Source organism: Alphaproteobacteria bacterium, assembly GCA_035625915.1.
Taxonomy (GTDB): Bacteria; Pseudomonadota; Alphaproteobacteria; order JACZXZ01; family JACZXZ01; genus DATDHA01.
The window spans coordinates 1-24606 of sequence record DASPOR010000050.1; the positions used below are offsets into that span (position 1 = coordinate 1).

At 60.3% G+C, this 24606-nt stretch carries 24 protein-coding genes; 13 read left to right on the top strand and 11 right to left on the bottom strand.

All coding sequences use genetic code 11. The features are described from left to right. Window positions 1-174: 174 nt before the first annotated feature. Window positions 175-756: an HdeD family acid-resistance protein gene (locus VEJ16_04485; protein ID HYB08904.1), complete on the bottom strand. Its 582-nt coding sequence runs from the start codon at window positions 754-756 to the stop codon at window positions 175-177. A gap of 354 nt (window positions 757-1110) precedes the next feature. On the opposite strand from VEJ16_04485, the gene VEJ16_04490 reads away from it, so the two are divergent. Beyond that, on the top strand, window positions 1111-2346 hold the full coding sequence (locus VEJ16_04490; protein ID HYB08905.1) for an MFS transporter: 1236 nt from the start codon (window positions 1111-1113) through the stop codon (window positions 2344-2346). A 56-nt stretch (window positions 2347-2402) separates the two neighbouring features. On the opposite strand, the gene VEJ16_04495 is transcribed toward VEJ16_04490, so the two are convergent. Next, window positions 2403-3383 (bottom strand): DUF3829 domain-containing protein, encoded by a 981-nt coding sequence (locus tag VEJ16_04495; GenBank protein ID HYB08906.1) that lies wholly within the window; start codon window positions 3381-3383, stop codon window positions 2403-2405. Window positions 3384-3696: 313 nt separating this feature from the next. Beyond that, complete coding sequence (locus VEJ16_04500) at window positions 3697-4134, bottom strand: cupin domain-containing protein (GenBank protein ID HYB08907.1); 438 nt, start codon at window positions 4132-4134, stop codon at window positions 3697-3699. A 150-nt stretch (window positions 4135-4284) separates the two neighbouring features. Between VEJ16_04500 and VEJ16_04505 the strand changes: the two genes are divergently transcribed. Further along, complete coding sequence (locus tag VEJ16_04505; protein HYB08908.1) at window positions 4285-4683, top strand: RidA family protein; 399 nt, start codon at window positions 4285-4287, stop codon at window positions 4681-4683. A 73-nt stretch (window positions 4684-4756) separates the two neighbouring features. Here VEJ16_04505 and VEJ16_04510 read toward each other — a convergent pair whose 3' ends face one another. Together VEJ16_04510 and VEJ16_04515 are read right to left on the bottom strand one after the other, a co-directional pair. After that, a complete protein-coding gene (locus VEJ16_04510; GenBank protein ID HYB08909.1) occupies window positions 4757-5827 on the bottom strand; it encodes a GGDEF domain-containing protein in 1071 nt (356 codons plus the stop codon). 193 nt (window positions 5828-6020) lie between these two features. Further along, window positions 6021-7847: an adenylate/guanylate cyclase domain-containing protein gene (locus VEJ16_04515; protein HYB08910.1), complete on the bottom strand. Its 1827-nt coding sequence runs from the start codon at window positions 7845-7847 to the stop codon at window positions 6021-6023. A gap of 229 nt (window positions 7848-8076) precedes the next feature. Between VEJ16_04515 and VEJ16_04520 the strand changes: the two genes are divergently transcribed. After that, window positions 8077-8301 (top strand): hypothetical protein, encoded by a 225-nt coding sequence (locus tag VEJ16_04520; GenBank protein HYB08911.1) that lies wholly within the window; start codon window positions 8077-8079, stop codon window positions 8299-8301. Between the two features lie 41 nt (window positions 8302-8342). Here VEJ16_04520 and VEJ16_04525 read toward each other — a convergent pair whose 3' ends face one another. Both VEJ16_04525 and VEJ16_04530 read right to left on the bottom strand, forming a co-directional pair. Next, window positions 8343-9941, bottom strand: coding sequence for an FAD-binding oxidoreductase (locus VEJ16_04525; GenBank protein HYB08912.1), 1599 nt, complete (start codon window positions 9939-9941; stop codon window positions 8343-8345). Between the two features lie 22 nt (window positions 9942-9963). Continuing rightward, window positions 9964-10308, bottom strand: coding sequence for a RidA family protein (locus tag VEJ16_04530; protein HYB08913.1), 345 nt, complete (start codon window positions 10306-10308; stop codon window positions 9964-9966). A gap of 224 nt (window positions 10309-10532) precedes the next feature. On the opposite strand from VEJ16_04530, the gene VEJ16_04535 reads away from it, so the two are divergent. The 5 genes from VEJ16_04535 to VEJ16_04555 all read left to right on the top strand — a co-directional run bounded on the left by VEJ16_04535 (window position 10533) and on the right by VEJ16_04555 (window position 14068). Then, window positions 10533-11294, top strand: coding sequence for a glucose 1-dehydrogenase (locus tag VEJ16_04535; GenBank protein ID HYB08914.1), 762 nt, complete (start codon window positions 10533-10535; stop codon window positions 11292-11294). 280 nt (window positions 11295-11574) lie between these two features. Then, window positions 11575-12432, top strand: coding sequence for a ParA family protein (locus VEJ16_04540; protein ID HYB08915.1), 858 nt, complete (start codon window positions 11575-11577; stop codon window positions 12430-12432). Window positions 12433-12435: 3 nt separating this feature from the next. Further along, window positions 12436-12975 carry a hypothetical protein gene (locus tag VEJ16_04545; GenBank protein HYB08916.1) on the top strand — a complete coding sequence of 180 codons (540 nt, stop codon included), beginning with the start codon at window positions 12436-12438 and terminating at the stop codon, window positions 12973-12975. Window positions 12976-12977: 2 nt separating this feature from the next. Next, window positions 12978-13154 carry a hypothetical protein gene (locus VEJ16_04550; GenBank protein ID HYB08917.1) on the top strand — a complete coding sequence of 59 codons (177 nt, stop codon included), beginning with the start codon at window positions 12978-12980 and terminating at the stop codon, window positions 13152-13154. A gap of 68 nt (window positions 13155-13222) precedes the next feature. Then, a complete protein-coding gene (locus VEJ16_04555; GenBank protein ID HYB08918.1) occupies window positions 13223-14068 on the top strand; it encodes a polysaccharide deacetylase in 846 nt (281 codons plus the stop codon). A gap of 111 nt (window positions 14069-14179) precedes the next feature. On the opposite strand, the gene VEJ16_04560 is transcribed toward VEJ16_04555, so the two are convergent. Continuing rightward, window positions 14180-15841, bottom strand: a complete 1662-nt coding sequence (locus tag VEJ16_04560) for a tetratricopeptide repeat-containing serine protease family protein (protein HYB08919.1) — start codon at window positions 15839-15841, stop codon at window positions 14180-14182. Between the two features lie 398 nt (window positions 15842-16239). Continuing rightward, a complete protein-coding gene (locus tag VEJ16_04565) occupies window positions 16240-17355 on the bottom strand; it encodes a hypothetical protein (protein HYB08920.1) in 1116 nt (371 codons plus the stop codon). 425 nt (window positions 17356-17780) lie between these two features. Here VEJ16_04565 and VEJ16_04570 point away from each other — a divergent pair, with 425 nt between their 5' ends. The 3 genes from VEJ16_04570 to VEJ16_04580 all read left to right on the top strand — a co-directional run bounded on the left by VEJ16_04570 (window position 17781) and on the right by VEJ16_04580 (window position 20870). Beyond that, a complete protein-coding gene (locus VEJ16_04570) occupies window positions 17781-19355 on the top strand; it encodes an ATP-binding protein (GenBank protein ID HYB08921.1) in 1575 nt (524 codons plus the stop codon). Between the two features lie 93 nt (window positions 19356-19448). Continuing rightward, on the top strand, window positions 19449-20288 hold the full coding sequence (locus VEJ16_04575) for an undecaprenyl-diphosphate phosphatase (protein ID HYB08922.1): 840 nt from the start codon (window positions 19449-19451) through the stop codon (window positions 20286-20288). Between the two features lie 72 nt (window positions 20289-20360). Then, window positions 20361-20870, top strand: a complete 510-nt coding sequence (locus tag VEJ16_04580) for a GNAT family N-acetyltransferase (protein ID HYB08923.1) — start codon at window positions 20361-20363, stop codon at window positions 20868-20870. A gap of 3 nt (window positions 20871-20873) precedes the next feature. Here VEJ16_04580 and VEJ16_04585 read toward each other — a convergent pair whose 3' ends face one another. Beyond that, window positions 20874-21608, bottom strand: coding sequence for an SDR family NAD(P)-dependent oxidoreductase (locus tag VEJ16_04585; GenBank protein ID HYB08924.1), 735 nt, complete (start codon window positions 21606-21608; stop codon window positions 20874-20876). Window positions 21609-21749: 141 nt separating this feature from the next. On the opposite strand from VEJ16_04585, the gene VEJ16_04590 reads away from it, so the two are divergent. Both VEJ16_04590 and VEJ16_04595 read left to right on the top strand, forming a co-directional pair. Beyond that, the gene (locus VEJ16_04590; GenBank protein ID HYB08925.1) at window positions 21750-22991 is read left to right on the top strand and encodes a nucleoside transporter C-terminal domain-containing protein; all 1242 of its coding nucleotides are present in this window, start codon (window positions 21750-21752) and stop codon (window positions 22989-22991) included. A 113-nt stretch (window positions 22992-23104) separates the two neighbouring features. Continuing rightward, window positions 23105-23674: an Hsp20/alpha crystallin family protein gene (locus tag VEJ16_04595; GenBank protein HYB08926.1), complete on the top strand. Its 570-nt coding sequence runs from the start codon at window positions 23105-23107 to the stop codon at window positions 23672-23674. A 69-nt stretch (window positions 23675-23743) separates the two neighbouring features. On the opposite strand, the gene speE is transcribed toward VEJ16_04595, so the two are convergent. Beyond that, window positions 23744-24601, bottom strand: coding sequence for a polyamine aminopropyltransferase (gene speE, locus VEJ16_04600; GenBank protein ID HYB08927.1), 858 nt, complete (start codon window positions 24599-24601; stop codon window positions 23744-23746). Window positions 24602-24606 lie beyond the last annotated feature (5 nt).

The following is a 24606-nucleotide window of genomic DNA, read 5'->3' on the forward strand; positions in this document are numbered from 1 at the left end:
ATTCCTCACATGGTGGCCATGCGAATAGGCTCGTTCCTTGAAGCGAAGGCCTAACCGCGCTTGACGGATTGTTCCTCTCGCGCGCAACTTTTTTCATCGCGGATTAAATGCACCCCGATCGCCGAACAGCTTCGATGGATCGCTGCGAACGTTTGATCGCTTCACGTCGCAGCGTCAGGCGCTCCCCGCTTTGCGCGCCTCCAACGCCATGGCGATGAGTGAAGAGCCGCCGAACAACAAATCGATCCCGACGAGAAGACCTAGCGCCCACGCAAGCGTGCCGGGCCAGCCGGAGATGATGATGGCCGCGAGAACCAGATCGATCACACCGTTCACCATCATCCACTCCCATTTTCCTGACAGTTCGCGGCGATGGGCAAGGGCAAGAACGATAATCAGAATGCCATCGACGATGAAAAAAGCGATGAGCACGTAAGTCAAAGTGACCAAGCCTTGGAAGGGATTCCACAGCAATACGCCGCCGGCGATCACCGCGAGTATTGCCGATAGCAACGCCCAGCCGTATCCCGGCGCGCGTCGCGCTCTGACCGTGGCGACGAAACCCACGACACCCGCGATGAGGAACATCCATCCGAGGAAGACGGTTGCGACGAGGCCCGCGATAGGTGGGACGATAATTGCGCACACCCCGAGCACGCTTAGAATGATTCCCTCGATCAGGAACAGCCGCCAATGCTCGTGCATTGCTTTCGCCAGACCGGCCAGTCCGACGGGATTGTGCGATGGCATGCTCATGCGCGCACCCCCACTATGATTTTAGCTAACACTATCACACTGGGTGGCCGCGGCGAAGACCTCCCGTCTCGATGCTGCCGGCGAATCGTGCCACGTGCGCTGCCTGAGCGCCTAAGCTTGATCCCCTCGGGCGCGCGAATACGAAACCGCGATGATTTTGCGCGAGGCTGCATTCCCCCGATTGCGGGATTTTCTTTTTGTCTATGGTCAAGCGGCGAACCACCGTAGACTACTGCGGATCAGAACGTGGGCGCAGCTAGTGTGGCGAAAGGCGGACCGCCCCGCGATCGCATCGGTTGTTTGAAGGCTTATGGCGGACACTGATTTTCCCACCACGAACGTCGGGAGGATCAAATGGCCCTCGCAGCATTGTCCGGTTGGACCAAGCAACAGAAGCTGGTTGTCGTCGCGGCATTTCTTGGCTGGAGCCTCGATGCCTTCGACTTCTTCCTCATGGTGTTCGTCCTCAAGGACATCGCCCAGGATTTCGGCACCGACGTGGAGGCCGTATCCTATGCGCTGTTCCTGACTCTCGCGTCGCGCCCGGTCGGCGCATTCATCTTCGGGCGCGCGGCTGACCGGTGGGGGCGCCGCCCCGTGCTGATGGTCAACATCCTTCTGTATTCAATGCTTGGATTCGCGTCGGGCTTCTCGTCGAGCCTGACCATGCTGCTCGTGCTCCGTACCTTGTTCGGCGTGGCAATGGGTGGGGAGTGGGGTGTGGGATCGTCGTTGGCGATGGAGAGCATTCCGGTCGGGGCGCGCGGCGTCGTTTCGGGCCTGCTCCAGGCCGGCTATCCGAGTGGCTATTTGATTGCGTCTCTAGCCTTCTGGTTCCTCTTTCCCATCATCGGCTGGCGCGGCATGCTCATGCTGGGGGCGCTCCCAGCGCTCCTTGTGGTGTATATCCGCTCCTTCGTTCCGGAGTCGCCCGTGTGGACCGCGCATGCGGATACCCCGCACGAGCCTACGCTGACGACAGTCGCCAAGCATTGGAAGCTGGCGCTGTACTTGGTCGTGCTGATGACCGCGTTCAATTTCTTTAGCCACGGCTCACAGGACCTTTATCCAACTTTCCTGCGCGTCCAGCTAAAGTTCGACTCGGCGACCGTCGGGACGATTGCTGTCGTCTACAATATCGGCGCTATTTGCGGCGGCATCTTCTTCGGCAATCTCAGCGAGCGGATCGGACGGCGACGCGCCATTGTTATCGCTTCACTTCTGGCGCTGCCAGTCCTACCGCTGTGGGCGCTGTCGACAGACCCGGTGTTACTGGGGCTGGGCGCCTTCCTGATGCAGATTTGTGTCCAGGGGGCATGGGGTGTGATCCCGGCGCATCTCAACGAACTTTCCCCACCCAGGGCGCGCGGAACATTTCCGGGTTTCGTCTATCAGCTTGGCAATCTTATCGCTTCGTACAATGCAACGCTCCAGTCCGGGATCGCCGAGCGTCACGGTAACGACTATAGCATGCCCTTGTTGCTGGTCGTCGGCGTCGTCGCCGTGGTCATCGCGGTCATAACCGGATTTGGGCTTGAAGCGCGAGGCGTCAGCTTCCACAAGCAAGCCAGCCCGGCACGCGCAACCTAGCGACCACGATCCGCGCGTCGCAATGGGACCGCCCTCGCCAAATCGTCTCCTGTTTGCTATTCCTGCGCCTCGTAATTGTTATAGGCGTCTACAAGACCGTTATACGAGACGACGAGGGATTGAAAGTTCGTCTCCAGATTGGCCGGCGAATTTTTCTCATCCAGCTTTACGCGCAGGTCGTTGGCCTGTTTCAGGTAGTAGCCGGCTGTGGCGCTGATCCAGATCCAGCCTGGCAATTTTGCGCCTGACTTTACCTTCGCTTCGTCGGCATGGGCCGACGCATATGCGCTCGCATCCTCGAATGCAGCCTGTAGCGGTGCGACGGCGCTGCCAACCTTGTCCCGCGAGATCGTGCCGCTCTCCGCCATTGCCTCGATCGCGTCCAGCGTTTTGCGCGCCTCGATCATGTAATGGAGCGTATGCCACGCGAAGCCCTTGCCTTCATGGGCCTCGATTGTGGCGAGCGCACGGTCGTGAATGCCATTCGCCTCCCGCTCCCCCGCCTTATGAATGTCGGCGGAAAGGCCCTCGAGTTTTGCGATCAGAGGTGCGAGCTGATCGTCGAGCGCCTTGCCCTTCGCCCAGCTGTCGTTTCTATAGCCCTGCTGTCGGTAATAGGCATCGGCCTGAATCGAGAGGGGGGCAAACGCACGAATCGTTGCTGCATATTCGGCCGTCATCCGGTCAATATCGTCGATTTTGGGCGATTGCTTAGCGATCATTTCGAAATCGCTTGCGCATTCGAGCGACATCTTGTGGCCACGGTCGATATTTTCGAACCCCATTTTGAATGAGGCACTGCTTTCGCTCGGGTTCTTTTTTATATCGTTGAGCAGCCGCCCGTATTCTTGAAAAGCTTCCTGTAGATTCTTGTCCGACCCGTTTATGCAATCGATGATGGGGGTCAATTTTCTTTCGAGGGCCTCATCGTCCGCGTCGTTGGCGCGCGCCGATCCCCGCAGGAATCCACAGCCAACCCCGAGCCAAACAATGGTCGCGACAAGCGCGAAGGTGAGGGGGCGAAAGGATTTCAGCATCGCAGAGCCCGTCCCACTCCATTCGAAGAACCAGATTCAAAGCAGGGCGCGCGAATTCAATTCGCGAGTGAGGCGGCGGGCAACTCAAGATATTGAAATTTCACAACAATTTTCTGCGATCATTTATCAATTCATCGTGTTAATACCGCCGTCGATGAATTCAGCGATCGAACGAGAGCGAGCCGACCCGGCGGTGAAATGCGGACGAGCCGAAAGGAAGAGGCGGCGCATGCCATTCGGGCTGAAGTTGCCGGCGGCCGCTTTTAGGAACTTAAAAGCCACGCAAGCTGAATCTCTATTCGGCGAAGCTGCCCTACTTATCGAAGGTTGTCAGCGTTTCCCCGGTGTCGGCCACAAATACGGCAAGAAGGCTTGCTGGCTCCGTCTCACTTGCATTCTCGCTGACAAGATGCTCGCTTCCCGGCGGTTCGAAGAACGCTTCGCCGGCGACATATACCCTGCTCGGCCCGGTCGCGGAGTTCTCGGACCGAATTGCACCCCTCAGGACATAGGCGAAAACGCTTCCGGCATGGTGATGCTTTTCCGATTTTCCGCCCGGCGCGTAACTCACGACCACAGCGGTGAGGGTCTTGCCCGGCACATTCGGGAGCATTTGCGTGAAGACCGGCTTGACCATGGCGCCGGCGTCCTCGCCCGTCGCGTTCAGCCCGAGCACAACACTGAGCACACAGGCCGAAAGCATGATCGAGCCTGGAACGATCCAGTAGCGTGTTGTGAATAAAGTGCGCATTGCGCGGGCTCCCTCTCAAGGATGTGGCTCAAGATCGGCCCTTCAACGAGTCAATGACTTCGCAGATCGCCGAAATGTGCGGGTCATGAGTTGACTGCTTCAAACATATGATATTCGATCGTCAGTCAGCAGGCGAGCCGGGGCGGGATCATGGCCACCGAAACCTTGTTTCATCGTTTCCTGCGAGGACGCGAGATCGATTTTCCCTACAGTCATGCCGTCGAGGGCGGCGGCTTCGTATTCGTCGCCGGTCAAGTCGCAAACGATCCGCCGAACGAGCACCGGGCCTTGCCGGACGACATCGAAGGACAAACCCGGCTGGTCATGGAAAATCTCGCCTACGTTCTCACGCCGCTCGCCCTCGATTTCTCGCACCTTGTCGCGACGCGGGTATTCCTCACGAACTTTGCGCAGGATTTCGAGCGAATGAACGCGGTCTACCGAACCTATTTTCTAAAGGATTGCCTGCCTGCAAGAACATGCATCGGGGTCACTGCTTTGGCGAGCGGGGCCCGCGTCGAAATCGACGCCATCGCGCGCCGCCCTTAGGGTCGAGATCGCGATCATCGCGATTGAGGCTGCCGATTTGCGGGTAAAACTACCGAAATTGAGCTTCGTTGCGTCAACTGCGCGAGGCCAGTGCTTCTGTTCCGAAGTTGTCTACGGGTTCGCACGCCACGGAGACACGATCGCGACCGTCGCGTTTTGCCGCGTATAGGGCCTCATCGGCACGCCCCACGAAATTCGCCAGCCGCTCGCCAAGACGATACTGGGCAACGCCGATCGAAAGTGTCAGGATTCCGAAATCCTCACCCGTGATCTTTCGGACGATATGCTTCGTCGCGACGTTGGCGCGAATCTGGCCGGCGAGCGTCGCCGCGTCCTCGAGGTACGTGTTCGGCAGGATGACCGTGAATTCCTCCCCGCCATAGCGGGCCGGAAGATCCTGTCCCTTGACTGACCGTACGAGTGTCCGTGCCACGACTTTGAGGACTTCGTCGCCGACCTGATGGCCGAAGCGGTCGTTGAAAGTCTTGAAATGATCGATATCGAGCATGAGTAGCGAAAGCGGCTCACCGGTGCTGAACGAATGACTCGCGGCCTCGCGCAACGTGTCGTCGAAGCATTTTCGGTTGGCGATCTTGGTGAGGGGGTCGTTCAGCGCCTCCTTGCGGACGTTCACGAGATCCTCGCGCAGAGCCGTCATCTCGTCCGATGCGCGGCTCAGCCGAGATTCCAGATCCTTGTTTCGCTCGACCATTCGCCCCGTTTCCGCCACCAGTTCGCCGACGAGGATGCGCAGATGTTCGGGCTGGTCGTTCCGTTCGAGGGAGTCATTGAAGTTTCCGAGAGTACTTCCGTACTGCTCGATATCTTGGCCCGCTTCGCCGAGGAGGGCCTTGATCCGTTCGGCGAGTTCCCCGAAGCATAGGGCGGCGTTGTGAACCGCGCGTTCCTGCCGGTCGACGCCGAAATAGCGCTCATGGAACTGTTCGAGAATTGCCGCCGTAAAGCCTTGCCCGTCCTTCTCCACGCGATCGATGGCCTGGGCAAGATCGGGGTGTGTCCCCTCGAAATAGCCGAAGAAAAGCCGATAATTCCGTGGAAGCGGGGGAACGGCGAGTTTGGCCATCCAGGCCAATGCTGCCTCGGCAAATTCGCGTGTGCGCGCTTGATCCTCGTCAAGTTGCATCCTTGCACTCCTGGACACGAGCCGGGAGCCTTGCCGGCAAATGCGCTGGCCTGTGCGGTCGCTTGTCCAATACAAGAGCTTGGTTAACGATGGACTAAATCGTGGTTGGGCCGGGTCAACTCCTTGGCTCGACCCGGGTGGTGGCATCCTGCCAAGCTGAGACGAATGAGGTCAAAGGTGTGCGATTTGGCTTCTATTTCGCTGCCCCACCTTTGGTGACGCGGCCATCGCCGAGGAGCCGCCGAAAGGTCACGGCGCGGGCAATGCCCTTCAGTTGCGCGATCTCGGTGGTCACGGGCCGATCGCCAAGGAGGGCTGAGACCGCCGGGTCTGCCGAAAGGCGTTCAGAGAGCACGACGTCCCCACCCTGACTCTGGCCTTGGAGGCGCGCGGCGATATTCACGGTCGAACCGAAATAGTCCAAGCGCTCGTTCATCGTTACCGCGATGCAGGCACCGCCATGCAGGCCGATCTTGATCGTTATCGCCTCGCCGCCGTGGTTCGCGTTGAAGCGGGTTACTTGGCCTTGGATATCGAGTGCGGTGCGAACGGCGTCGGCCGGTTCACTGAACGCCGCCATGACGGCGTCGCCGATTGTCTTGACGATTGCGCCATTGTTCCGACGCACGGCATCGGCGAGAAAGTCGAAATGATCGCGCACCAGCCGATAGGCTTGCCCATCTCCGACACGTTCGTAGAGCGATGTCGAACTCGCTAGGTCGGTGAACATGAGCGTCACGTTATCGATTTCGACGTGCTCGGCCGGCCGCAGCGCCTGTTCTGGTAAAAGATCGCGAAAGGCCTGCATTGTTGTTGCACGATGCGCCGTCAGCGCTTCCGCGACCCATGCGCGACTCTCGATCACAAAGGCGATCTCGCGCCCGCTTCGATTGACAAGGTGAAGCGTCTCGGGAGGCGCTGGACCGCCGAGCGATATTCGATCGTCTTCGACGATGAAGGTGGGGAATCCGTCGCCGGGGAAATCGACGTCGACTTCGCCGCCGGGCGCAAGCGTGCGCAGTCGGTAGGGCCCCGGGGCAAGTGTGGCCGCAAGCCCACGCTCTTCGCCAGGCTCCAAGATCTGCTGCACCACGACGTGGGGAGTCGTGTGCGGGCCGCTCAAGCAAAACTCGCCCGACGAAAGATCGCGGACGGTCGGCGACGGTCGAAAGCTCAACTCGACGTTCTTGGAGAAATTCGCATCGAAGACGATATTGCAGGACGGGCAGTGCGCCTGGTTCGGCAATTGATCGAGGGTCGAGGTGGAACTCTTCGCTCCCCGACAGCGCGGGCAGAGCAAATCCCAGCTGAGCTTCAGTAGCCCGGCGCGCGTCGCCTCGAAGCACAATTCGACGACGAACCGCGGCTCGACGCCCCAATCGCGACCCAGCTTCAACGGCCGCATGTGAGCGAGGTCGACTTCCTGTGCATGCAGAAGGAAATCGCCAAGTCGTGCCGCGAGGCCGTGTCCGTAGATTGTCTTCTCGATCTCGGTGACCGTGGCGGCAACACGCTCCGCCGCACCCTGTGGAAGCCGGGGAGGCGCATATTCGAAAAGCGGGGCTTGATCGCCCGCGAGATGAGCGGTCGCCGACTTGATCAGCGCTTTGATCATGCGCCCGCCTTTTTCGAGAAATCCGAGCCTAAGAAGGAGCCAACCGACAATGCCGCCGGGTCGTGCCAGCAAGCTGTACGTGGCGACGGTGCCCCCACCGTCGCGGCGCAATTCGAAGATCGGCCCGAACGTCTTCAGGGGGCCATTGCGGAAAATTCGGGTTTGGCTGAAGTTCCGGTTCTGCACCCACTCATAGGGCCGATCGTCCCATTCGAATAGAACGCCCCCGACTTTCGCACTAGCCAGCCGCAAAATGTTGCCGTTTGCCTGCGGGATCTCCCGCACCTGATAGCTTGGAAGGCCAGCAGCTTCGTTGAAACGGGCCGTGTCGGAAAATATCGGCCAAATCTTCTCCGGTGGCTGATCGAATCGCCACTCCCATGTCAACCGCTTGACACCCAGCATCCAGTGTTGCCTTCGGACGACGTGGTTTTCACCTCGGCATTCTAACGCACCAATGGGGCGCGGGACACGGGGGTGGCGAGCGGTCTGGACCAAAAAATGTCGGGCGCACATTCGGCCGCGAGCGCAGGATTCCTCGAGAAAATCCGTATAGCCATGTGACGCATTTCACAGCGACACGATCCATGCCGGTGCTATCCATCCCGCCATGATCGAAACGGGAATTGAACACATGTCGCATCCAAAGCGGCGGGAGGTCGAGATGACGATGTTCGAGGGCGAGCCGAATCTGAGCGAGATGCTTTCCGACCCGATCGTGCTCGCCGTGATGAAAAGCGATGGCGTCGATCGTGCCTGCGTTGGAAAACTTCTGAAGAAAGCCGCTCAAGCTGCCAATGCGTCGCCGCATCGGGACAAGCCCTTGAAGTCCGCGCGCCGACCGCGCAAAGGCGCTTGATTCTAGAAATCGGCTGGGCGCCGCACCTGATTCACGCTACTTCACGGATCGATCAGTACGCCAGGATTTAGCGTGCTCTGTGGGTCGAGTGCGCGCTTGGCGCTCTTGAGCGCCAAGGCAAAAAGATCGGGGCGTTGCATGTCGTACCAGGGCCGATGGTCGCGCCCGACGGCGTGGTGGTGCGTAATCGTCCCACCTGCGGCGATCAGGGCATCCGACGCGGCTGCCTTGATCTCCCGCCACTGCTCGATAAGCCGGCCGTGGCGGCCAAGGGCATGAAAGCTGAAATACGGTGCCGGGCCGTCCGGATAGACATGTGTGAAGCGGCACGTGACCTGGCCGGGCCGACCCGTCGCGTGTTCAATCGCCCTTTCGGTTGCGGCCTTCACGCGATCGTGGAACGACTCGAAGCGCTCCCACGTAATCGCCGTTTCGAATGTGTCGCCGATGATCGCGCGAGGGACCAATCGCTCGCGTGCGTAAGGCATGCGGATGAAGGCGTTGCGCCATTTGCCAGCAGAGCCCGTGCGATGCGCATCGGTTTGTTCCGATGCTTCGGGGGTCCCGCCATGGTCGGCGCAGCACTCGAGGGCGCGTCTCAGCCACGCGTCTACGGCATGATCGCCCGACTCGAATGCCAGCACCATGATTGCGACGCCGCCGTCTGCGGCACCCGTATTGTGTGCTTCCTGCGGGTCGAGAATTCGGCAGTTGGCGGGATAGAGGGCGGCTTGAGATATTGCCCTAAGGGCGCGTGCCGCCGAGAAGAAATCCTTGAAGCGCACCGCACCACCGGCCCGGAAGCGCGGACGGTCCTGAAGCCGCACCCACGCCTCAGTTATCACTCCGAGAATTCCCTCGGACCCGATCAGGAGGCGATCCGGACTTGGTCCAGCACCTGAACCGGGCAATCGGCGCGATTCTAGAATGCCGCTTGGTGTTACGGCCCGCAGGCTCTCGACGAGGTCGTCGATGTGTGTATAAAACGATGCGAAATGCCCGCCGGAGCGGGTCGCGATCCATCCTCCCAGCGTGGAAAATTCAAAGCTTTGGGGAAAGTGACGCAGCGTCAAACCGTGGGGCTTGAGCTGCGCCTCGATTGCGGGTCCGAAGGCCCCACCTTCTATGCACGCCGCGCGAGATTGGCGATCGACCTCGATCACCTTGCTCAATTCGCGAAGGTCGATCGTCACCGCAGCTTTGTAGCGCCCAGTTGGATCCCGCGGCTCGACGCCCCCGACCACGCTCGATCCGCCGCCGAAGGGTGTGACGATTGCCCCGGCGTCGCCGGCCCAATCGATCAGTGCGGCGACCTCCGCTTCCGTTCGCGGATAGGCGACCACGTCGGGCGCATTCGCGTAGTCGCCGAGCATTCCCCGCACCGTGTCGGGATAGGATTTGCCGTAGGTATGAGCGGCCCGGTCGTAAGGCGCACTCGAGCAAATCGGCGCCAGGCTCGGCGGCGGGGCGATGCGAGGGGGGCGCAACTCAGCCTGGGCGAAAGGCTTCACGCGCACCTCATCGAAATTCGTTACGTTGAAGCGCGTCTTATATCTTTCGAGGATGAAGGCCTCTTCCTCGGCCGTGAGTCCTTCACCCTCACGCCCCCAACCGAAGACCTTGAGCCGAGCCTGTCCCACGATGCCCCCCGCGTGCTGGCGCTCAGAGCCCAGCAATAACGCGGATCTCCACCTTGTATTGAGGTGCTGCAAGCCTGCTTTCGACACAGGCGCGTGCTGGCGTATGACCTTGCGGAACCCATGCATCCCACACGCCATTCATTGCGTTGAACGTCGAAATGTCGGATAGCCAGATTGTCGCCATCAGGATGGCGGTTTTGTCCGTGCCAGCTTCCGCGAGGGCCTTGTCGATTTTGGCAAGGATCTGGCGCGTCTGTCCGGCCACGTCGGCGGAGGGGTCGTCGGCCACCATGCCAGCAAGATAAACCGTGTTGTTGTGGACGACGATCTGGCTCATGCGCGGGCCGATCTGTGAGCGCTTAATCATGGCTTTCTCCTTGGCTTGATCCCGTTGATTTGATCCGATCGAGACGCGAGGGTCCTCGCGAGAACGCATAATAGCGGTGAGAGGTGTCGCAATCCACTGATGGCGAGAGCCGCTTATGCGAGCGAGGCACTATCGGCGACTGGCGCCCACTCACGCCAAAACCGTAGGATGCCTCGGTGGCGCGATTGGGCCCGGGTATTGGCTTGCCCAGAAAAAGGAGGGATATGCTCATGAAGCTCTTCGAACTTTCCGGCCGCGTTGCGGTCGTGACCGGCGGAAACGGCGGCATCGGCCTTGGTATGGCGAAGGGACTTGCAGCAGCCGGCGCGGCAATCATGGTGGCCGGTCGCAACGCGTCAAAAAACGAAGCCGCCGTGAAGACGCTTGGCAACAAGGCGGCTTCGGTCGAGGTCGACGTCACGAATGAGGCATCGTGCAGATCGATGGTCGCGGCGACCCTGGCGCGCTTCGGTCGGCTCGACATTCTTATCAACAATGCTGGCATGAACATCCGCAAGCAGCCTGAAGAATACACGCTCGGCGACTGGCGCACGGTGATCGAGACGAACCTCACGAGCGCCTTCATATGCTCGCAAGCCGCCTATCCCGAAATGGTGAAAGCAGGTGGCGGCAAGATCATCAATATCGGCTCGATGACGTCGATCTTCGGCGCATCCTTTGCCGCGCCATATACGGCGAGCAAGGGCGGAATCGTGCAGCTCACAAAGGCGCTCGCCACCGCATGGGCAAAGGACCGCATTCAAGTGAATGCGGTTCTGCCCGGCTGGATCGACACCGATCTCACGCGCCGCGCGCGAAAGGAAGTCGAGGGCCTTCACGAGCGAGTCCTTGCTCGCACGCCGGCGGGCCGGTGGGGGGTCCCCGAGGACCATGCAGGGATCGCGGTTTTCCTCGCGAGTTCGGCGTCCGACTTCGTCACCGGAACGGCGATCGCGGTCGACGGCGGCTATTCGGCGCAAGGGTAGCGGCGGTCGGCCGAGCGGTCTCGAACGATCGATCGGTCTTAATACTTCCATTACGCCCGATTAGTCGATTTTTAAGACTTCCTGCTGTTCAATACAGTGAAACCTATAGGAGGAGCAAAGTATAGTTGCCGAAAAATTAAGTAAAATACCACGAAAAAATTAACGACGGCGACCCCTCCGCGACGACGAAAGGCAAACCGCCACAAACGACGGGATGCCGAAATTCGGTTTGAGGCCATAAAGGCGGACCGCTGCGGTCGGCCAGCGAATGGAGTTATCGATGCAAGCAGGCGAATTTGGCTCGTTCGATGGGGGTGGTGCGCCGGAAGAGCGGGACCCGGCGGCACCGGGTTCCGACCGTGCCACGCCGGCGGCTGCCTCGCGCGGCGGCACGCAAGTGATCGTCTTCGCGTCACAGAAGGGGGGAACCGGAAAGACCACGCTCTGCGGGCATATCGCCGTCCAGGCGGCTCGCGCCAATTTGGGACCCGTGGCGCTGATCGACACGGATCCGCAAGGCAGCCTGGCCGCGTGGTGGAACGCGCGCAAGGCGGAATCGCCGCTCTTCGTGCGCACGAGCGTCGCCAACCTGACGCGCGACATCGAGGCACTCGAGCGCGACGGCATGCGATTTATCTTTATCGATACGCCGCCACGGATCACAAACGAGGTTCGGCAAGTCGTGCGACACGCGGATCTCGTGGTCGTTCCGACGCGGCCAAGCCCGCACGACCTTCGCGCACTCGGCCCCACGCTCGACATGATCGAGGACTATAGTCTGCCGCTGGTCTTCGTCGTCAACGGCGCGTCGCTGCGCGCCCGCATCACCGGTGAGACCTGCGTCGCCCTTTCCCAGCACGGCACGGTTTCTCCCGTGGTCGTGCACCAGCGCACGGATTTCGCAATCAGCATGATCGACGGCCGAACGGTGATGGAGGTCAGGCCCGACACGCCGGCGGCCGCCGAAATTGACGGTGTGTGGAGCTACCTTGAGGGCAGGCTCGGGCGCATCCATCGCCGGGGACAACGCCTCGCCAAGGTGTCCGCACCAAGGCATGTGTTCGCTGCCGGGACTGGCGACCAGCCCGGCTTCGGACGCCGGACGGTCGAAGGCGATCGCGCCGTTGCGAGGGCGTGAGAAATGACAGAGGCAACGCCCGACATTCTGCAATCGGCACTGCTTGCGCATAAAGGCGAGGCCATGCCGGCCGGTGCGCGCTTGACGCCCATGACTCCTCGGCCGGCGATCAGCCCGCTTTCCGCGAGCGAAGATGCCGTCGAAGCCGATGGTTACGATCTGAATAGTCTCATTCGGCGACGCGATCCCGTCGGCGCGGGTGGCCCTCGGCCGGATATTCTTCCGCTCGCACTCCTTGCCAAGGGCGCTCAGGTTGAAGTCGCGAATGGAACCGAAGGCCACGGGAGCACGCCGCACGCGGGTAACGGACAGGCTAATGGCAGCACCGTCAGGACATCGAAGCGGCGCCAACTCACCCTTCGCCTTTGGCCGGACGAGTTCGACCGTCTGCGCGCCGTCGCAACGGTCGCCCACACGTCGTATCAGGAAGTTCTCGCAAGTGCCGCCGTCATCTTTCTGGATCACGTCTTGCCGCGCGGCGTGCCGGCGGACGAGGAGATCATCGCCGATGGTTGGCATCGGCTCAAGAACGGTGAGTTGTGAGTGTGCAGACCGATGACAGATTGATCGCCGCGATCCTCGCGGCAGCGATTCTCCAGAAGGAATCGACGGAGGAGATCATCGGTTCCAAGGCGGTTCATATCGTCCAACTCTATTTCGAGTGTCTCGAGGCGATCCACGCCGAGCGGCTCAAACGCTATACCCAAGCTTACGCGTCCTGATATCATCCTCCCTGGTGTGGTGGATTTGCGGCCCCAGATCGGCCGCGGCCGCCTTCAGGGAGGGAATCATGACACGGCACCTGGTTTGCCTGACATTCGATTTCGACGCCGTGTCGGGTTGGATCGCGCGTGGGATGACCTCGCCCACACCGATGTCGCGCGGCGAATTCGGTTCGGTCGCCGCACCCCGCATTCTCTCACTCCTTGCCAAATACACGATCCGTTCGACTTGGTTTATACCTGGCCACACGATCGAGAGTTTTCCCAATGAGGCGGAGGCGGTCGTCGCGGCCGGTCACGAAATTGCCCACCACGGCTGGACCCATCGTCCGCCGGCGAGCGTCAACCGCGAGGAGGAGGAGCGCGAGATCGTTCGCGGCAATGATGCGATCATGCGCCTGAGCGGACGGCGCGCCCGCGGCTACCGCTCGCCCTCGTGGGACCTTTCCGCCCACACCATCGAGATCTTGGAGCGGAACGGCTTCCTCTATGACAGCAGCATGATGGGCAACGACTACACGCCCTATATTGCGCGCAAAGGCGACGTCGTCGAACTCGAAAAGCCGTTCAAACGCGGTGCTGAAAGCAAGATCGTCGAGCTTCCCATAAGCTGGACTCTTGACGACTATCCCCACTTCGAATTTCTGCGCACCCCGAACTTCGTCCTTCCCGGTCTCATGTCGGCGAACAACGTACTGCACAACTGGTCCGACGATTTTCTTTACATGACCCGTATCATGGAATGGGGCGTCATTACCTACACCTGCCATCCGTTCGTCATCGGGCGCGGTCACCGAATGCTGATGCTCGAGCGGCTGATCCTTGGATTGATCGAGCGAGGTGCCGTGTTCGCGACCATGGAGGACGCGCTTGCAGAATGGCTGGCCCTTCCCAAGCGTGAAGCGGGGCGGTGATCGATACGCGACGACCGGGACCGATCGGGCCGCACCGGCTTGCCGCCTCATGCAGAAGCGAAAATCTCGGGTGCGCGCGCAAGATCGGGACCGCCCCTCTTTGCCTCGCAGCTATTTGCCTTGGCGCAAACATTCGATGAGAACGACGGATCTTTGATTGCGCTCGCCTACATCTGCGGCCTTGAAATCGCGCTCGGAACTTGCCGTCGAGTAGACGACATGGTTTGCGTCGAGGAAATCGCGCGCCACGTTTGCTTTGAGCGCAAAGTTCACGTTTTGCGCGATGTCGCCGGTGCGGTTGGCGAGTGCGAGCGCGTTAAGCTTGGCTGTCACAACACCGACAAGATTGCCCGACAAATCGAAGATTGGTCCACCGCTGTTGCCGGGCTGGACGGGCGCCGAGATTTGCAGGAAGCGGGGGTCGTTGCCGATTCCGGCAAGCGAGCTCACGTCACCGGTCGTGACATTTACTTGGCTTGCCAACATGCCGGGCAGCGGATAGCCGAGGGCGACCACCTCATCGCCCGCCCGAATATTGGCACCCTCTCGGAAGGTGACGATCGAAGCGTTGCCGAGTGACGCGTGCAAGAGTGCCAGATCGGCCCTCTCGTCGCGCACAACGATGGCGGCTGGCCGGGATTGGCCGTCACCCGCTCGAATCTGGACGCCATCGCAGCTCGCAATGACGTGGTTATTGGTAAGCACATCGCCCGATGTGTTGACAATGAACCCCGTACCGGTCGACTGGTGGGCGAAGTCGTCGAGCGTCCGCGGCTTGCCAGGTGAAGAGGATGGGTCGGAGGATTGGGTCGTCTTGGCCGTTTGCCCCGAGACTTGCGATGCACCGGAACGCCAATCGGCGATCAGCTTCTGCACGTGAGCGAGCTGGACCGCGTTGAGCCGCGCAGCCGCGAATTCGCGCGCCTTCAGCGAGTTATTGCGGTCTGCTCCCTCGGGATAGCTGGCCGCGGCGAGGCTTAGCCAGAAAAAGCCGATTTCATAGTCCTTCGGCATGCCGAGACCCTGCAGGTAGAGCGTGCCGAGCATGAATTGGGAGCGCGCGCGCCCTGCCTCTGCCGCCTTGCGGAACCATTCGATCGCGCGCTGATAGTTCTGCTCCGCACCCGTCCCCGCATAATATGCAAGGCCCAGGAGTTCCTGGGCGTCGGCATTGTTGTGTGCAGCACTGCGTTCGAGCCAACGAACGCCCTCTGCCGCATCCTTGGGCACGTCGTCGCCATTGAAATAGGTCCGGCCCAGAAAGAACTCAGCGGACGCATTTCCTTGCGTCGCGGCTTTTTTGAGCCAGTTGAGGCCTTCGGCTGCGTCTTTGGGCACACCCACGCCGTTGAGCAGCAACTGCGCGTAGGCGGTCTCTGCCGATGGGTCATCCTGCTCGGCGGCCCTGCGGAACCATTTCGCGGCCTCGGCATTGTCCCGTGGAACGCCGCGACCGACCAGATATGCGCTTGCCAATTCGCTTTCGCCAGCGGCATTACCTTGCTCGGCCGAACGTCGCAGATAATCGATTGCCCGTACCGGGTCCGCGAGACCGCCTTGCCCGCGAAGGTACGCAGCGCCCACATACGCTTGCGCCTCCGCGTTTCCCTGATCGGCCAGCGGCAGGAATTCCTTCAACGCGGCTGCGTAGTCATGACGGTTCCATGCATCGACACCCTCCCTGAGCCCGGCCCGCACCGGAGGCGATAAAAGCACCCCGAAAAGCATGGAAAGCATCGAGATACGAAGCAGTCCAATGGCGCTCCCAAACATCGAAACTCCCATCGATACTCCCGGGGAACAGTCCTGTCGCCGCACTGACACGGATGGCGCACAATATCATCCCGTTAAAGTTGAACCAAGGACATGGCGTACAACGCAACACTCGTGTTGCGAGTCCGAAATTCGCCGCATCTGGGTGCGGGACCGTGAGCGAATTTCGGATTTAAAGCCACACCAGTAATATGTCGTATCGAACGTGGCATTCGGATTTGAAGTTCCTAAACGCGGATGCCGCCAAAAGGACAGGAACTTCAAATCCATCGCACTAGCGATCGTCGAGCCGTCGTCGCCGACGCAGAAAATTAGAAAATCTTGTTATTCGAGACTGCCGCGCGAAACGCGTGCAAAACGCGAGGCCCGCGAAATGTTGGCGCGTGCCCGGCGGCGGACTACCAGCGCTTCAAGCGTGAAATGGGCTTGGCGCGGCGGACGAAAATGCGGGTCATCGTTTTTTGTGGGCTGACGGTGCGGATGGCGGCCTTCGTCATGAGGACCCACTCCTTTACAAGAAGATATCGAGGGGCAAGGAAGCGATAAGTCTCCTCGATAAGATCGTGATTCTCGTCGGACACCTCCAGCCTGCACGCATGCCACGCTTCCATCACTTCTGCCCAGGCCATGAGGCGCCGGTGGAGATCGTCGCGCGCCATTCGAATGACCTCAAGTTTTCCATCGAGTTCCGTGAGAGTGCTGATGACATCCGTGGTTTCGCTGTCGACCGCGCTCAGCTTCGCCTTGAACTGACTATGCGCATTGGCGGCCAACCGAATGCATGGCTCAATGGCTTCGCTTACCCTGCGTTCGAGACCATAGAGGCGGCGAAGCACTTCCAATTTCTGCTCGATCAGGTCAAGGGACAGGACCTTCTCACGAAGGGCTTCGATGAATGCAAGGGACTCGCTGAGCGTGACGACGCGGGCGGTGACGTCCGCAATTCCTGCGCTGCCGAGCCCAAGCTGATCCGCCGCCCTCTGGATGGCCGCGGTAATCTTGGGCTTCGATTGTTGATCCGCGCCGAACTGCTTGAACCGATTCGGTTCGGCGGTCACGTGGTCGTTGCCCGACATCCAGTTCACGAGCCCTAAGGTTATCCGACCGTATGCGACCTCGTAGTGCCGTTTCGATGCTTTCCAGGAAGCCTCGCCGCTGGTCACCTCTTTGGGGATGGGGTCGCCCACGCGCAGCCCGTTCACGAAAGAGAGCCCACTCGCAACGAGCTTAAGCATGTGTCCGTCGGGCGAGTCATCGGAGATGCCGAACTCGGCTTTGATCCCTCGGAACGTCAATATTGCTTCATTCTCGCCAAGGTTGACGACGGCGACCGGCTCGCCGCCAAGCTCGGGGTGGTAAAAATAAAGCTCCGGAAACGCCGAAAAGAAACGATGTTCGAATGCGACGAATTCAGAGTGGAGTGTGGGCGCAAGCGGGGCAGCCTCACGGCGGTCGACCGGCGTGGCTGCCGCCACCTCTATTGGCTCGCCGGCAGTCGATTGCATGTCCGCCATCGATATGGTTCCTGCCCGATCCCGTCTTGTGTATCCGTCAAGCTAATCCGACGGGAGTATAAGAAGCGTTAGCGCTCGTATGGACGTGGTGCGCATCGCTTAGGTCAAAACGTTGGAATAAAGGACAATTCGATAGGCTTGCTAACCAAATTTTTACCAATTTTTGAGTAAATACTTGACAAAAGTTTACGTATTCATATCGTTAACGCCAGGGGACTAGAAATACCTGGGCAACAAGGCCCCGGATTGTTCGTGGTTCTGTGCGGATTGCAGGGTTCCTCACGAATTTATCCGGGTGCACTCGCATCTTGGGCGGAGGAGCGGGGGTGTTGTTTCCTCGGTTGATCCTGGATGCCAAGGCATCAGGATTGGGTTCCGGCCCGGCAGAATCACCTGCAGGTACCGGATCGATCCGGGGCAGTGCTTTGGCGGAGACGGGTAATCCCGATCCGCGACTTCGCACAGCCATCGCCTCAGCCGAAATTCCATTTTATATGGCGACCGCCGACGGCAGCATCAGCTTCGCCAATCCCGCCTTTCGCTCACTGCTCAGTCCGGGCATGCAGGCAAATGACGGTCAACCCGTCAACACGCTCGCACCGATCTCCGACATCTTTCGACGCGTCATCGGGGGCGAAGGCGATCTCAAACTATCCCAGAGTTTCGTCGTTCTCGGCGAATTGCGACACTATTTGGGGCATCATCGTCGAATAGTCGATAAAGACGGCAATGCAGCGGTCGTCGGATATTATGTGGATGTGAGCGAGCAGCGCCGTGCTGAGCAACGGGCAGCGCAGTTCGAGGAGCGGTTCGACGACCTGGCGCGCTCGGTTTCCGACTGGGTATGGGAAACGGACGCGCGGATGAATTTCACCTATGCCTCGCTCTCGATCGCGAAAGTGCTCGGCTTGCCACCCCAAGTGCTCAAGGGAAAATATCTGTTCGGCTTCGGATTTTTCGAGGATGTGGGCGAGGAACCGCAGCCGCTCGCTGACCTGATCCAATCGCGCATCCCTTTCCGTCATCGTCGCTTCGTTATCAGGCGTGCGGAAGGGGGTGAGCCCTGTTACGTCCAGCTGAGCGGCGTTCCGATGTTCGACGACCGCACCGGCAGTTTCGCGGGATATCGGGGAACGGGAACCGACGTGACACGCATTGTGCTTGCCGAGCGCGAACGCGCAGCAAGCCGGGAAGCAATCGAGAAGGCGAACAGCGCTCTTACCGAAAAAAGCGAACATTTGTCGCGCGCACTGGCTGAGGCACGGGCGGCGATTGACGCCAAGGCGCAGTTTCTCTCTCGCATGAGTCATGAGTTGCGCACGCCGCTCAATGCGATCATCGGATTCTCCGAGGCGGCGCGGACGCGCCTCTTTGGCGCCCTCGATGAACGCTACGTCGACTATTTCGAGAAGATCATGGGTGCCGGTCGACACCTCCTATCGCTTATCGAAGACGTGCTCGACGCGAGCCGCATCGGTTCGGGAAAACTCGAGATCGATTCGCGTGCGACCAGGCTTGGCGACGTCTTGGCGCGCGCACTTAGCTTGATCGAACCGCGCGCCAAATCGAAGCACATCGTGATCTCGGCGCCACGGCACTCGGACGACTGGCTGATCCAGGCCGATCCCGCGCGGATCCATCAGATTCTCATTAGCGTCTTGGACAATGCGGTAAAATTCACGGACCCCGGCGGTCGGATAACGCTCGAATGTTCGCGCGGGCCGAGCGCAATGATCGACATAGCCGTTACGGATAGCGGCGTCGGCATCCCGGCCGCCCAGATCGAACTTGTGTTCGACCATTTTCACCAGGTCCAAGGCGAAAGCCATCACACGGGCGGTGGCGGTCTCGGCTTGGGTCTCGCGATCTCGCGTCGGTTGGCCCACATGATGCAGGGCGACATCATCGTAGAGAGCGAGATCGGGCAAGGTTCCCGCGTCACAATCCGGATACCTTCGGCAAACATCTCACCTGAGCTTCCGTTGACCGTTCGGACGTGAGGCGACCCACATCGCCGCGGCGGCTTGCCAACGTAATCAGCGGCGGCTAAAAGCAGGTGCCGCATCCACGCGGCTTCCTGCGATGAGGTTCGCGTGTCGGCGATCCAGGCCATTCTTTTTGCGATACTCCAGGGTATTACCGAGCTTTTCCCCGTCAGCAGCCTCGGTCATGCCGTCGTGCTGCCGGCACTGCTCGGCTGGCGGATCGATCAAAGGGCCGAGAGTTTTCTACCCTTTCTTGTCGTCCTGCATGTCGGCACTGCGGCGGCGCTCTTGATCTATTTCTGGCGCGATTGGATCGACATCGCGCGTGCCATCGTCGGGGTCGGCCCGCGCGAGAAGCGCGCAGCGCATCTTCGTCTCTTCGCCCTCATCGTCATTGGCACGATCCCGGCCGTGATCGTCGGCTTTTTGTTCGAGAAGCCGATCCGAAGCCTGTTCGGAACCCCCTCCGTCGCCGCTGCCTTCCTCATCGTCAACGGCGTCCTGCTATTTGCGGCGGAGCGGCTGAAGCGCGGCAGTGGACAATCCCTCGATACGCTCAGTCGGCGGAACGCTTTCGTCATCGGCATTTGGCAAACGTTTGCACTGATTCCCGGGATCTCGCGCTCCGGCACGACGATGGTCGGCGGATTGCTCGCGAAATTGCACCACAAGGAAGCGGCCCGATTTTCATTCCTGCTCGCCACTCCCATTATACTAGGTGCTGCCGTCCTCGAGGTGCCGAAGCTCCTTCGCGCTCAAGCTGCGGGCAACGAGCTTGGGGCGTTGGCACTTCTCTCGGGCGTGACCGCAGGGGTTACGGCTTATTTGAGCATTGCGTTCCTGATGCGCTACTTCGGCAAGCACGACTTTGATGCACTCGATCCGTTCGCTTATTACTGTGCTGCCGCGGGTCTGGTCTCGCTCGGCCTTCTGATGTTCCTTGCCTGACTTTGGTTGCGCCGGCAACACGGCGCAGATTTTACAAACGTTTCCGCGCCCAGATATCGGCGGCCTCTCGTGATGATGAAGCGCCTCGCCTCACTCGAAGGTTTTGGCACGCTCCGATTGGACTTGCGGCCACTTCGGCTTGTCGATGCGTCGGCATTGCGCGACTTGAGCGACCATCCAGCGATCGTATCCGCGATCCCTTTCCTCTCGACACCTTTCTCGTTGTCCGACGCGCGGTCCTTGATCCATCGCAACGAAAGCGGCGAGGATTGCTTTTTCGGCGCTTCGACCCGCGAGCCGCCGGTGCTCGTTTGTGTCGTCGGCGCGCACCTGCGGGGTGCGAAGGAGATTGAAATCGGGTACTGGGTCGGCGCATCGCACCAGGGCAAAGGTCTAGCGACCGAAGCAGCGCTAGCCATGATCGCCGTGCTTCGCCGTGAATTTCCATCGTTCCGTATCGTCGCGGAATGCCGGCCGGAAAATGCCGCATCATGGCGCGTGCTAGAGAAATTGGGATTTCGCCCAACCGGCCGCAAGGGCACGCGCGCGGGCCGAAAGCTCCTCTCACTCGGTCCGGGATGAGGGTTACCCGGTCATCAGAGTTCCGCCGTTGATTTGAAGGATTGCGCCGTTCGTATAGCCTGCGCCGGGGCTTGTGAGGTAGCGGATCGCGTGAACAACCTCGGCTATGCTTCCCAACCGGCGCATCGGGTGCGCACGGACGAGTTTCTCCCGCTGCGCTTCGTTAAACTCCCGACCCATGCGGCCTTCGAGGACAAAAGGCGCCACCGCGTTGCAGGTGATGCCATAGCGCGCGCCTGCAAGGGCATAGGATTTGGTTAGCGCGTGGACCCCGGCCTTCGAGGCGCCGTAGGCCGGATGCGGACCCACGCCGCCGATCTGGCCCGATATCGAGCCGACATTCACGATGCGGCCACCCGAGCGTCGCAAGACTGAAAGTGCAGCACAACATCCGTTGAAGCAACCGGTCAAATTGACGTCGATGATGCGTGCCCAAAGGGCGGGATCCGCTTCTTCGACCGGTTGTACGGCGACGATCCCGGCGGCGTTGATCCAGGCCCACAAGGCCGTCTCCTCTGCCGCGCGTTCGGCAAGGGTAAAGAGGCTTGAGCGGTCGGTAACGTCGAGCGTCGTTCCGACGAGCCCGGATCGCTCCGGGATCGCTGCGACGTCGGCGCCGAAGACGCGGAAACCGTCCTGAATGAAGCTTTCGACGAGAGCCGAGCCTAGATCGCCCGCCGCACCCGTCACGACAGCACCTGGGGGTCGCTTTGCTGAATCGCCCGCTGAATTGCCCATGGTGTACTTACTCGAACCACCCCTGAAAGACGAGACAGACGATAGCACCATTCCGCAGATTGAGCATTGATGAGGAGGCCGCATTGGGTATTCTTGCGGCGCGCGGGGTCGGGACGATCGCTGCTGTGACGGAATGAACGAATGGCTCAAGGTATATTCGGACTTGGCGCACTCACGCTCATCGCATGGCTTTTGAGCGAGAACCGGCGGGCCGTCTCGATTAAGGGCATTCTTGCCTGCTTCGCCATGCAATTCGCGCTCGGAGTCCTCCTGATCGGGTTGCCCGGGACGCGTTACCTGTTCCTGCTGTTGAATCGCGTCGTGACGATGCTTCAGGACGCGACTGCGGCCGGGACGCGTTTTGTATTCGGCTATCTTGGCGGTGGCGCCCTGCCATTTGTTGAGATGCGTCCCGGATCGAGCTTCATCCTCGCGTTCCAGGCGCTACCTTTGGTGCTCGTGATCAGCGCCCTTTCGGCACTCCTCTTCCATTGGCGCGTTCTCCCCACAATCGTGCGATCCTTCGCATGGGCTCTCAGCAAAACGCTTTCGGTCGGCGGGGCGCTCGGCGTTGTCGTATCCTCCACCATCTTTCTCGGCATGATCGAGTCGCCACTGCTGATCCGACCCTACCTCGCTCAACTCACGCGGAGCGAGCTCTTTGCGACGATGACCTGCGGAATGTCGATGATCGCGGGAACGGTAATGGTCATCTACGCGACCTTCCTCAAAGGCGTGGTGCCTGATCCGATTGGCCAGCTCCTCACCGCCTCGATCATTTCGGCCCCGGCCAGCATCATGGTGGCCAGACTTATCGTGCCCGAGACAAGTGAAGTCACGGCGGGTGTGGCCACACCCCCGGCGGAATATCGCAGTACCGTGGACGCGATCGCCCGCGGCACGAGCGATGGGATCGCACTGCTTGTCAACATCATCGCGATGCTCATCGTGCTCGTAGCGCTCGTAGCCCTCGTCAACAAGTTTCTCGGATTTCTCCCCGATTGGAGCGGGTCCGCAATTACGCTCGAGCGCGTGCTCGGCTATCTCATGGCGCCGGTAACATGGCTCATGGGAATTCCCTGGTCCGAGGCGGGCACCGCCGGCTCGCTCCTCGGCACCAAGATCGTGCTCAATGAATTCCTCGCTTACCTCGACTTGGCCGCCCTGCCGCCCGAGGCGCTAACGCCTCGCAGCAAGCTCATCATGACTTACGCCCTTTGCGGGTTCGCGAACTTCGGCAGCCTCGGCATCATGATCGGGGGCCTCGGTACCCTTGCGCCGACGCGCCGGCAGGAGGTCGTCGATTTCGGATTGCGCTCGATCGTCTCCGGCACGATCACGACATGCATGACCGGGACGATCGCCGGCCTGCTCACCGGCTGAATTCTCCGCCTTGACCCATGTCAATGCTCCTGGATGGCCTTCCGGCATAGTTGCAAGGAGCGTCGGGATGCGCCCCCGCGTCCCACTATCGGGTAAGCAAGGAGAATAGGGCCATGAACGAGACCAGGAACGTAAGCGTCCAGAAACCGGGCAAGGGCGGCGAGCAGGCCGCCGTTCCGATGACTGGGCCAAGCGGTGCATCTCCTCTGATGAGTCTCAGGGGGGAACTGGACCGGGTTTTCGACGATTTCTTCAGAGGTTGGCCGAGCCTGATGTCGTTCCCGAGCCGCCTTTTCAATTTCGATCCCTTCCAGCGCGCGGGTGAGCCGCTTGTCTCGGCTTATGTGGGGCTTGCCCCGAAGGTGGATGTTTCCGAGACCGCCGACTCCTATCGCATCGAAGCCGAGTTGCCGGGCATCGACGAGAAAGACATCAAGGTATCGGTGAGCGACGGAATCCTTTCCATCAAGGGCGAGAAAAAGGCCGAGCGCGAGGAGAAGGGGAGGGACTATCGCCTTTCCGAGCGCAGCTACGGAACGATCCAACGCAGCTTCGCCCTCCCCGACGGCATCGACGAGGAAAAGATCGCTGCCGCATTTTCGAAGGGCGTTCTGACGCTCACGCTGCCCAAGACCCCGGCCGCGAAGACGAAGGAGCGGCAGATCGAAATAAGGTCGAAGTAGTCACAATCGCGCTAAGCATGAAAGAAGGCGCTGTCCCACGCAGCGCCTTTTTTTTCATTTCGGTTCGGCTCACGTGCCGGCAGACGCCATCCGGTCGAGCATATAGTTGGGCAGTGCGAAGCATGCCTGGTGAATCGCCGGGTTGTAGTACTTGGTATCGAGGTTCGCGGCCTTGAAGCGGCGCTCGATCTCAGCGAGCGGCGTCAAACGATGCTTTTTCTCCAAGCTCGCCCAGCCGAGCGTCATGAAACCGCCATAGTAGGTCGGAACCGGCACAACGTAGAATCCTACGTCGGCATAGAGAGGCCTTAGCCGCTTATCGGTGGTCGACAGCTCGTCCGGCTGAAAAAACGGCACGCCGTTCTGCGTCACCATGATGCCGCCAGGGTTCATGCAGCGCTTGCAGTTTCCGTAAAATTCGGATGTGAACAAGACTTCTCCCGGGCCATGCGGATCGGTCGAATCGACCATGATCACGTCGAAGCGGTCCGTCGTCACCGCAACATGGTTGGCGCCGTCCGCGATGACGATTTCGGCCCGCTTGTCGTCGAAGGCCTTTTTCGGGATCGACGGCAGATATTTCTTCGAGAGCTCGATCACCGATGGATCGATCTCGACCATGACGACCGATTCCACGCTTTTGTGCTTCAGCACTTCTTCGAGCAGCCCGCCGTCGCCACCGCCGACGATCAGGACGCGTCGGGCATTTCCATGCGCCACGATCGGCACATGACCCATCATCTCGTGATAGAAGTACTCATCGCCTTCTGTCGTCTGGATGACGCCGTCAAGCGCCAGAATGCGGCCCATGACCTTGTTTTCGAAAATGACGAGGTCTTGGAGATCGGTCTGCTCGCGGTGGACGATCCGGTCGACCTTGAAGCTTTGGCTGACCTCCGTGTAGAGCGTCTCCTTGTACCAATCCATGCCGC

What these genes read in the sequence shown, in the direction of transcription:
- VEJ16_04485 (HYB08904.1), bottom strand. Translation starts at nt 756, where the DNA reads ATGAGCATGCCATCGCACAATCCCGTCGGACTGGCCGGTCTGGCGAAA.
- VEJ16_04490 (HYB08905.1), top strand. Translation starts at nt 1,111, where the DNA reads ATGGCCCTCGCAGCATTGTCCGGTTGGACCAAGCAACAGAAGCTGGTT.
- VEJ16_04495 (HYB08906.1), bottom strand. Translation starts at nt 3,383, where the DNA reads ATGCTGAAATCCTTTCGCCCCCTCACCTTCGCGCTTGTCGCGACCATT.
- VEJ16_04500 (HYB08907.1), bottom strand. Translation starts at nt 4,134, where the DNA reads ATGCGCACTTTATTCACAACACGCTACTGGATCGTTCCAGGCTCGATC.
- VEJ16_04505 (HYB08908.1), top strand. Translation starts at nt 4,285, where the DNA reads ATGGCCACCGAAACCTTGTTTCATCGTTTCCTGCGAGGACGCGAGATC.
- VEJ16_04510 (HYB08909.1), bottom strand. Translation starts at nt 5,827, where the DNA reads ATGCAACTTGACGAGGATCAAGCGCGCACACGCGAATTTGCCGAGGCA.
- VEJ16_04515 (HYB08910.1), bottom strand. Translation starts at nt 7,847, where the DNA reads ATGCTGGGTGTCAAGCGGTTGACATGGGAGTGGCGATTCGATCAGCCA.
- VEJ16_04520 (HYB08911.1), top strand. Translation starts at nt 8,077, where the DNA reads ATGTCGCATCCAAAGCGGCGGGAGGTCGAGATGACGATGTTCGAGGGC.
- VEJ16_04530 (HYB08913.1), bottom strand. Translation starts at nt 10,308, where the DNA reads ATGATTAAGCGCTCACAGATCGGCCCGCGCATGAGCCAGATCGTCGTC.
- VEJ16_04535 (HYB08914.1), top strand. Translation starts at nt 10,533, where the DNA reads ATGCTCATGAAGCTCTTCGAACTTTCCGGCCGCGTTGCGGTCGTGACC.
- VEJ16_04540 (HYB08915.1), top strand. Translation starts at nt 11,575, where the DNA reads ATGCAAGCAGGCGAATTTGGCTCGTTCGATGGGGGTGGTGCGCCGGAA.
- VEJ16_04545 (HYB08916.1), top strand. Translation starts at nt 12,436, where the DNA reads ATGACAGAGGCAACGCCCGACATTCTGCAATCGGCACTGCTTGCGCAT.
- VEJ16_04555 (HYB08918.1), top strand. Translation starts at nt 13,223, where the DNA reads ATGACACGGCACCTGGTTTGCCTGACATTCGATTTCGACGCCGTGTCG.
- VEJ16_04560 (HYB08919.1), bottom strand. Translation starts at nt 15,841, where the DNA reads ATGTTTGGGAGCGCCATTGGACTGCTTCGTATCTCGATGCTTTCCATG.
- VEJ16_04565 (HYB08920.1), bottom strand. Translation starts at nt 17,355, where the DNA reads ATGGCGGACATGCAATCGACTGCCGGCGAGCCAATAGAGGTGGCGGCA.
- VEJ16_04580 (HYB08923.1), top strand. Translation starts at nt 20,361, where the DNA reads ATGATGAAGCGCCTCGCCTCACTCGAAGGTTTTGGCACGCTCCGATTG.
- VEJ16_04585 (HYB08924.1), bottom strand. Translation starts at nt 21,608, where the DNA reads ATGGGCAATTCAGCGGGCGATTCAGCAAAGCGACCCCCAGGTGCTGTC.
- VEJ16_04590 (HYB08925.1), top strand. Translation starts at nt 21,750, where the DNA reads ATGGCTCAAGGTATATTCGGACTTGGCGCACTCACGCTCATCGCATGG.
- VEJ16_04595 (HYB08926.1), top strand. Translation starts at nt 23,105, where the DNA reads ATGAACGAGACCAGGAACGTAAGCGTCCAGAAACCGGGCAAGGGCGGC.
- speE (HYB08927.1), bottom strand. Translation starts at nt 24,601, where the DNA reads ATGGATTGGTACAAGGAGACGCTCTACACGGAGGTCAGCCAAAGCTTC.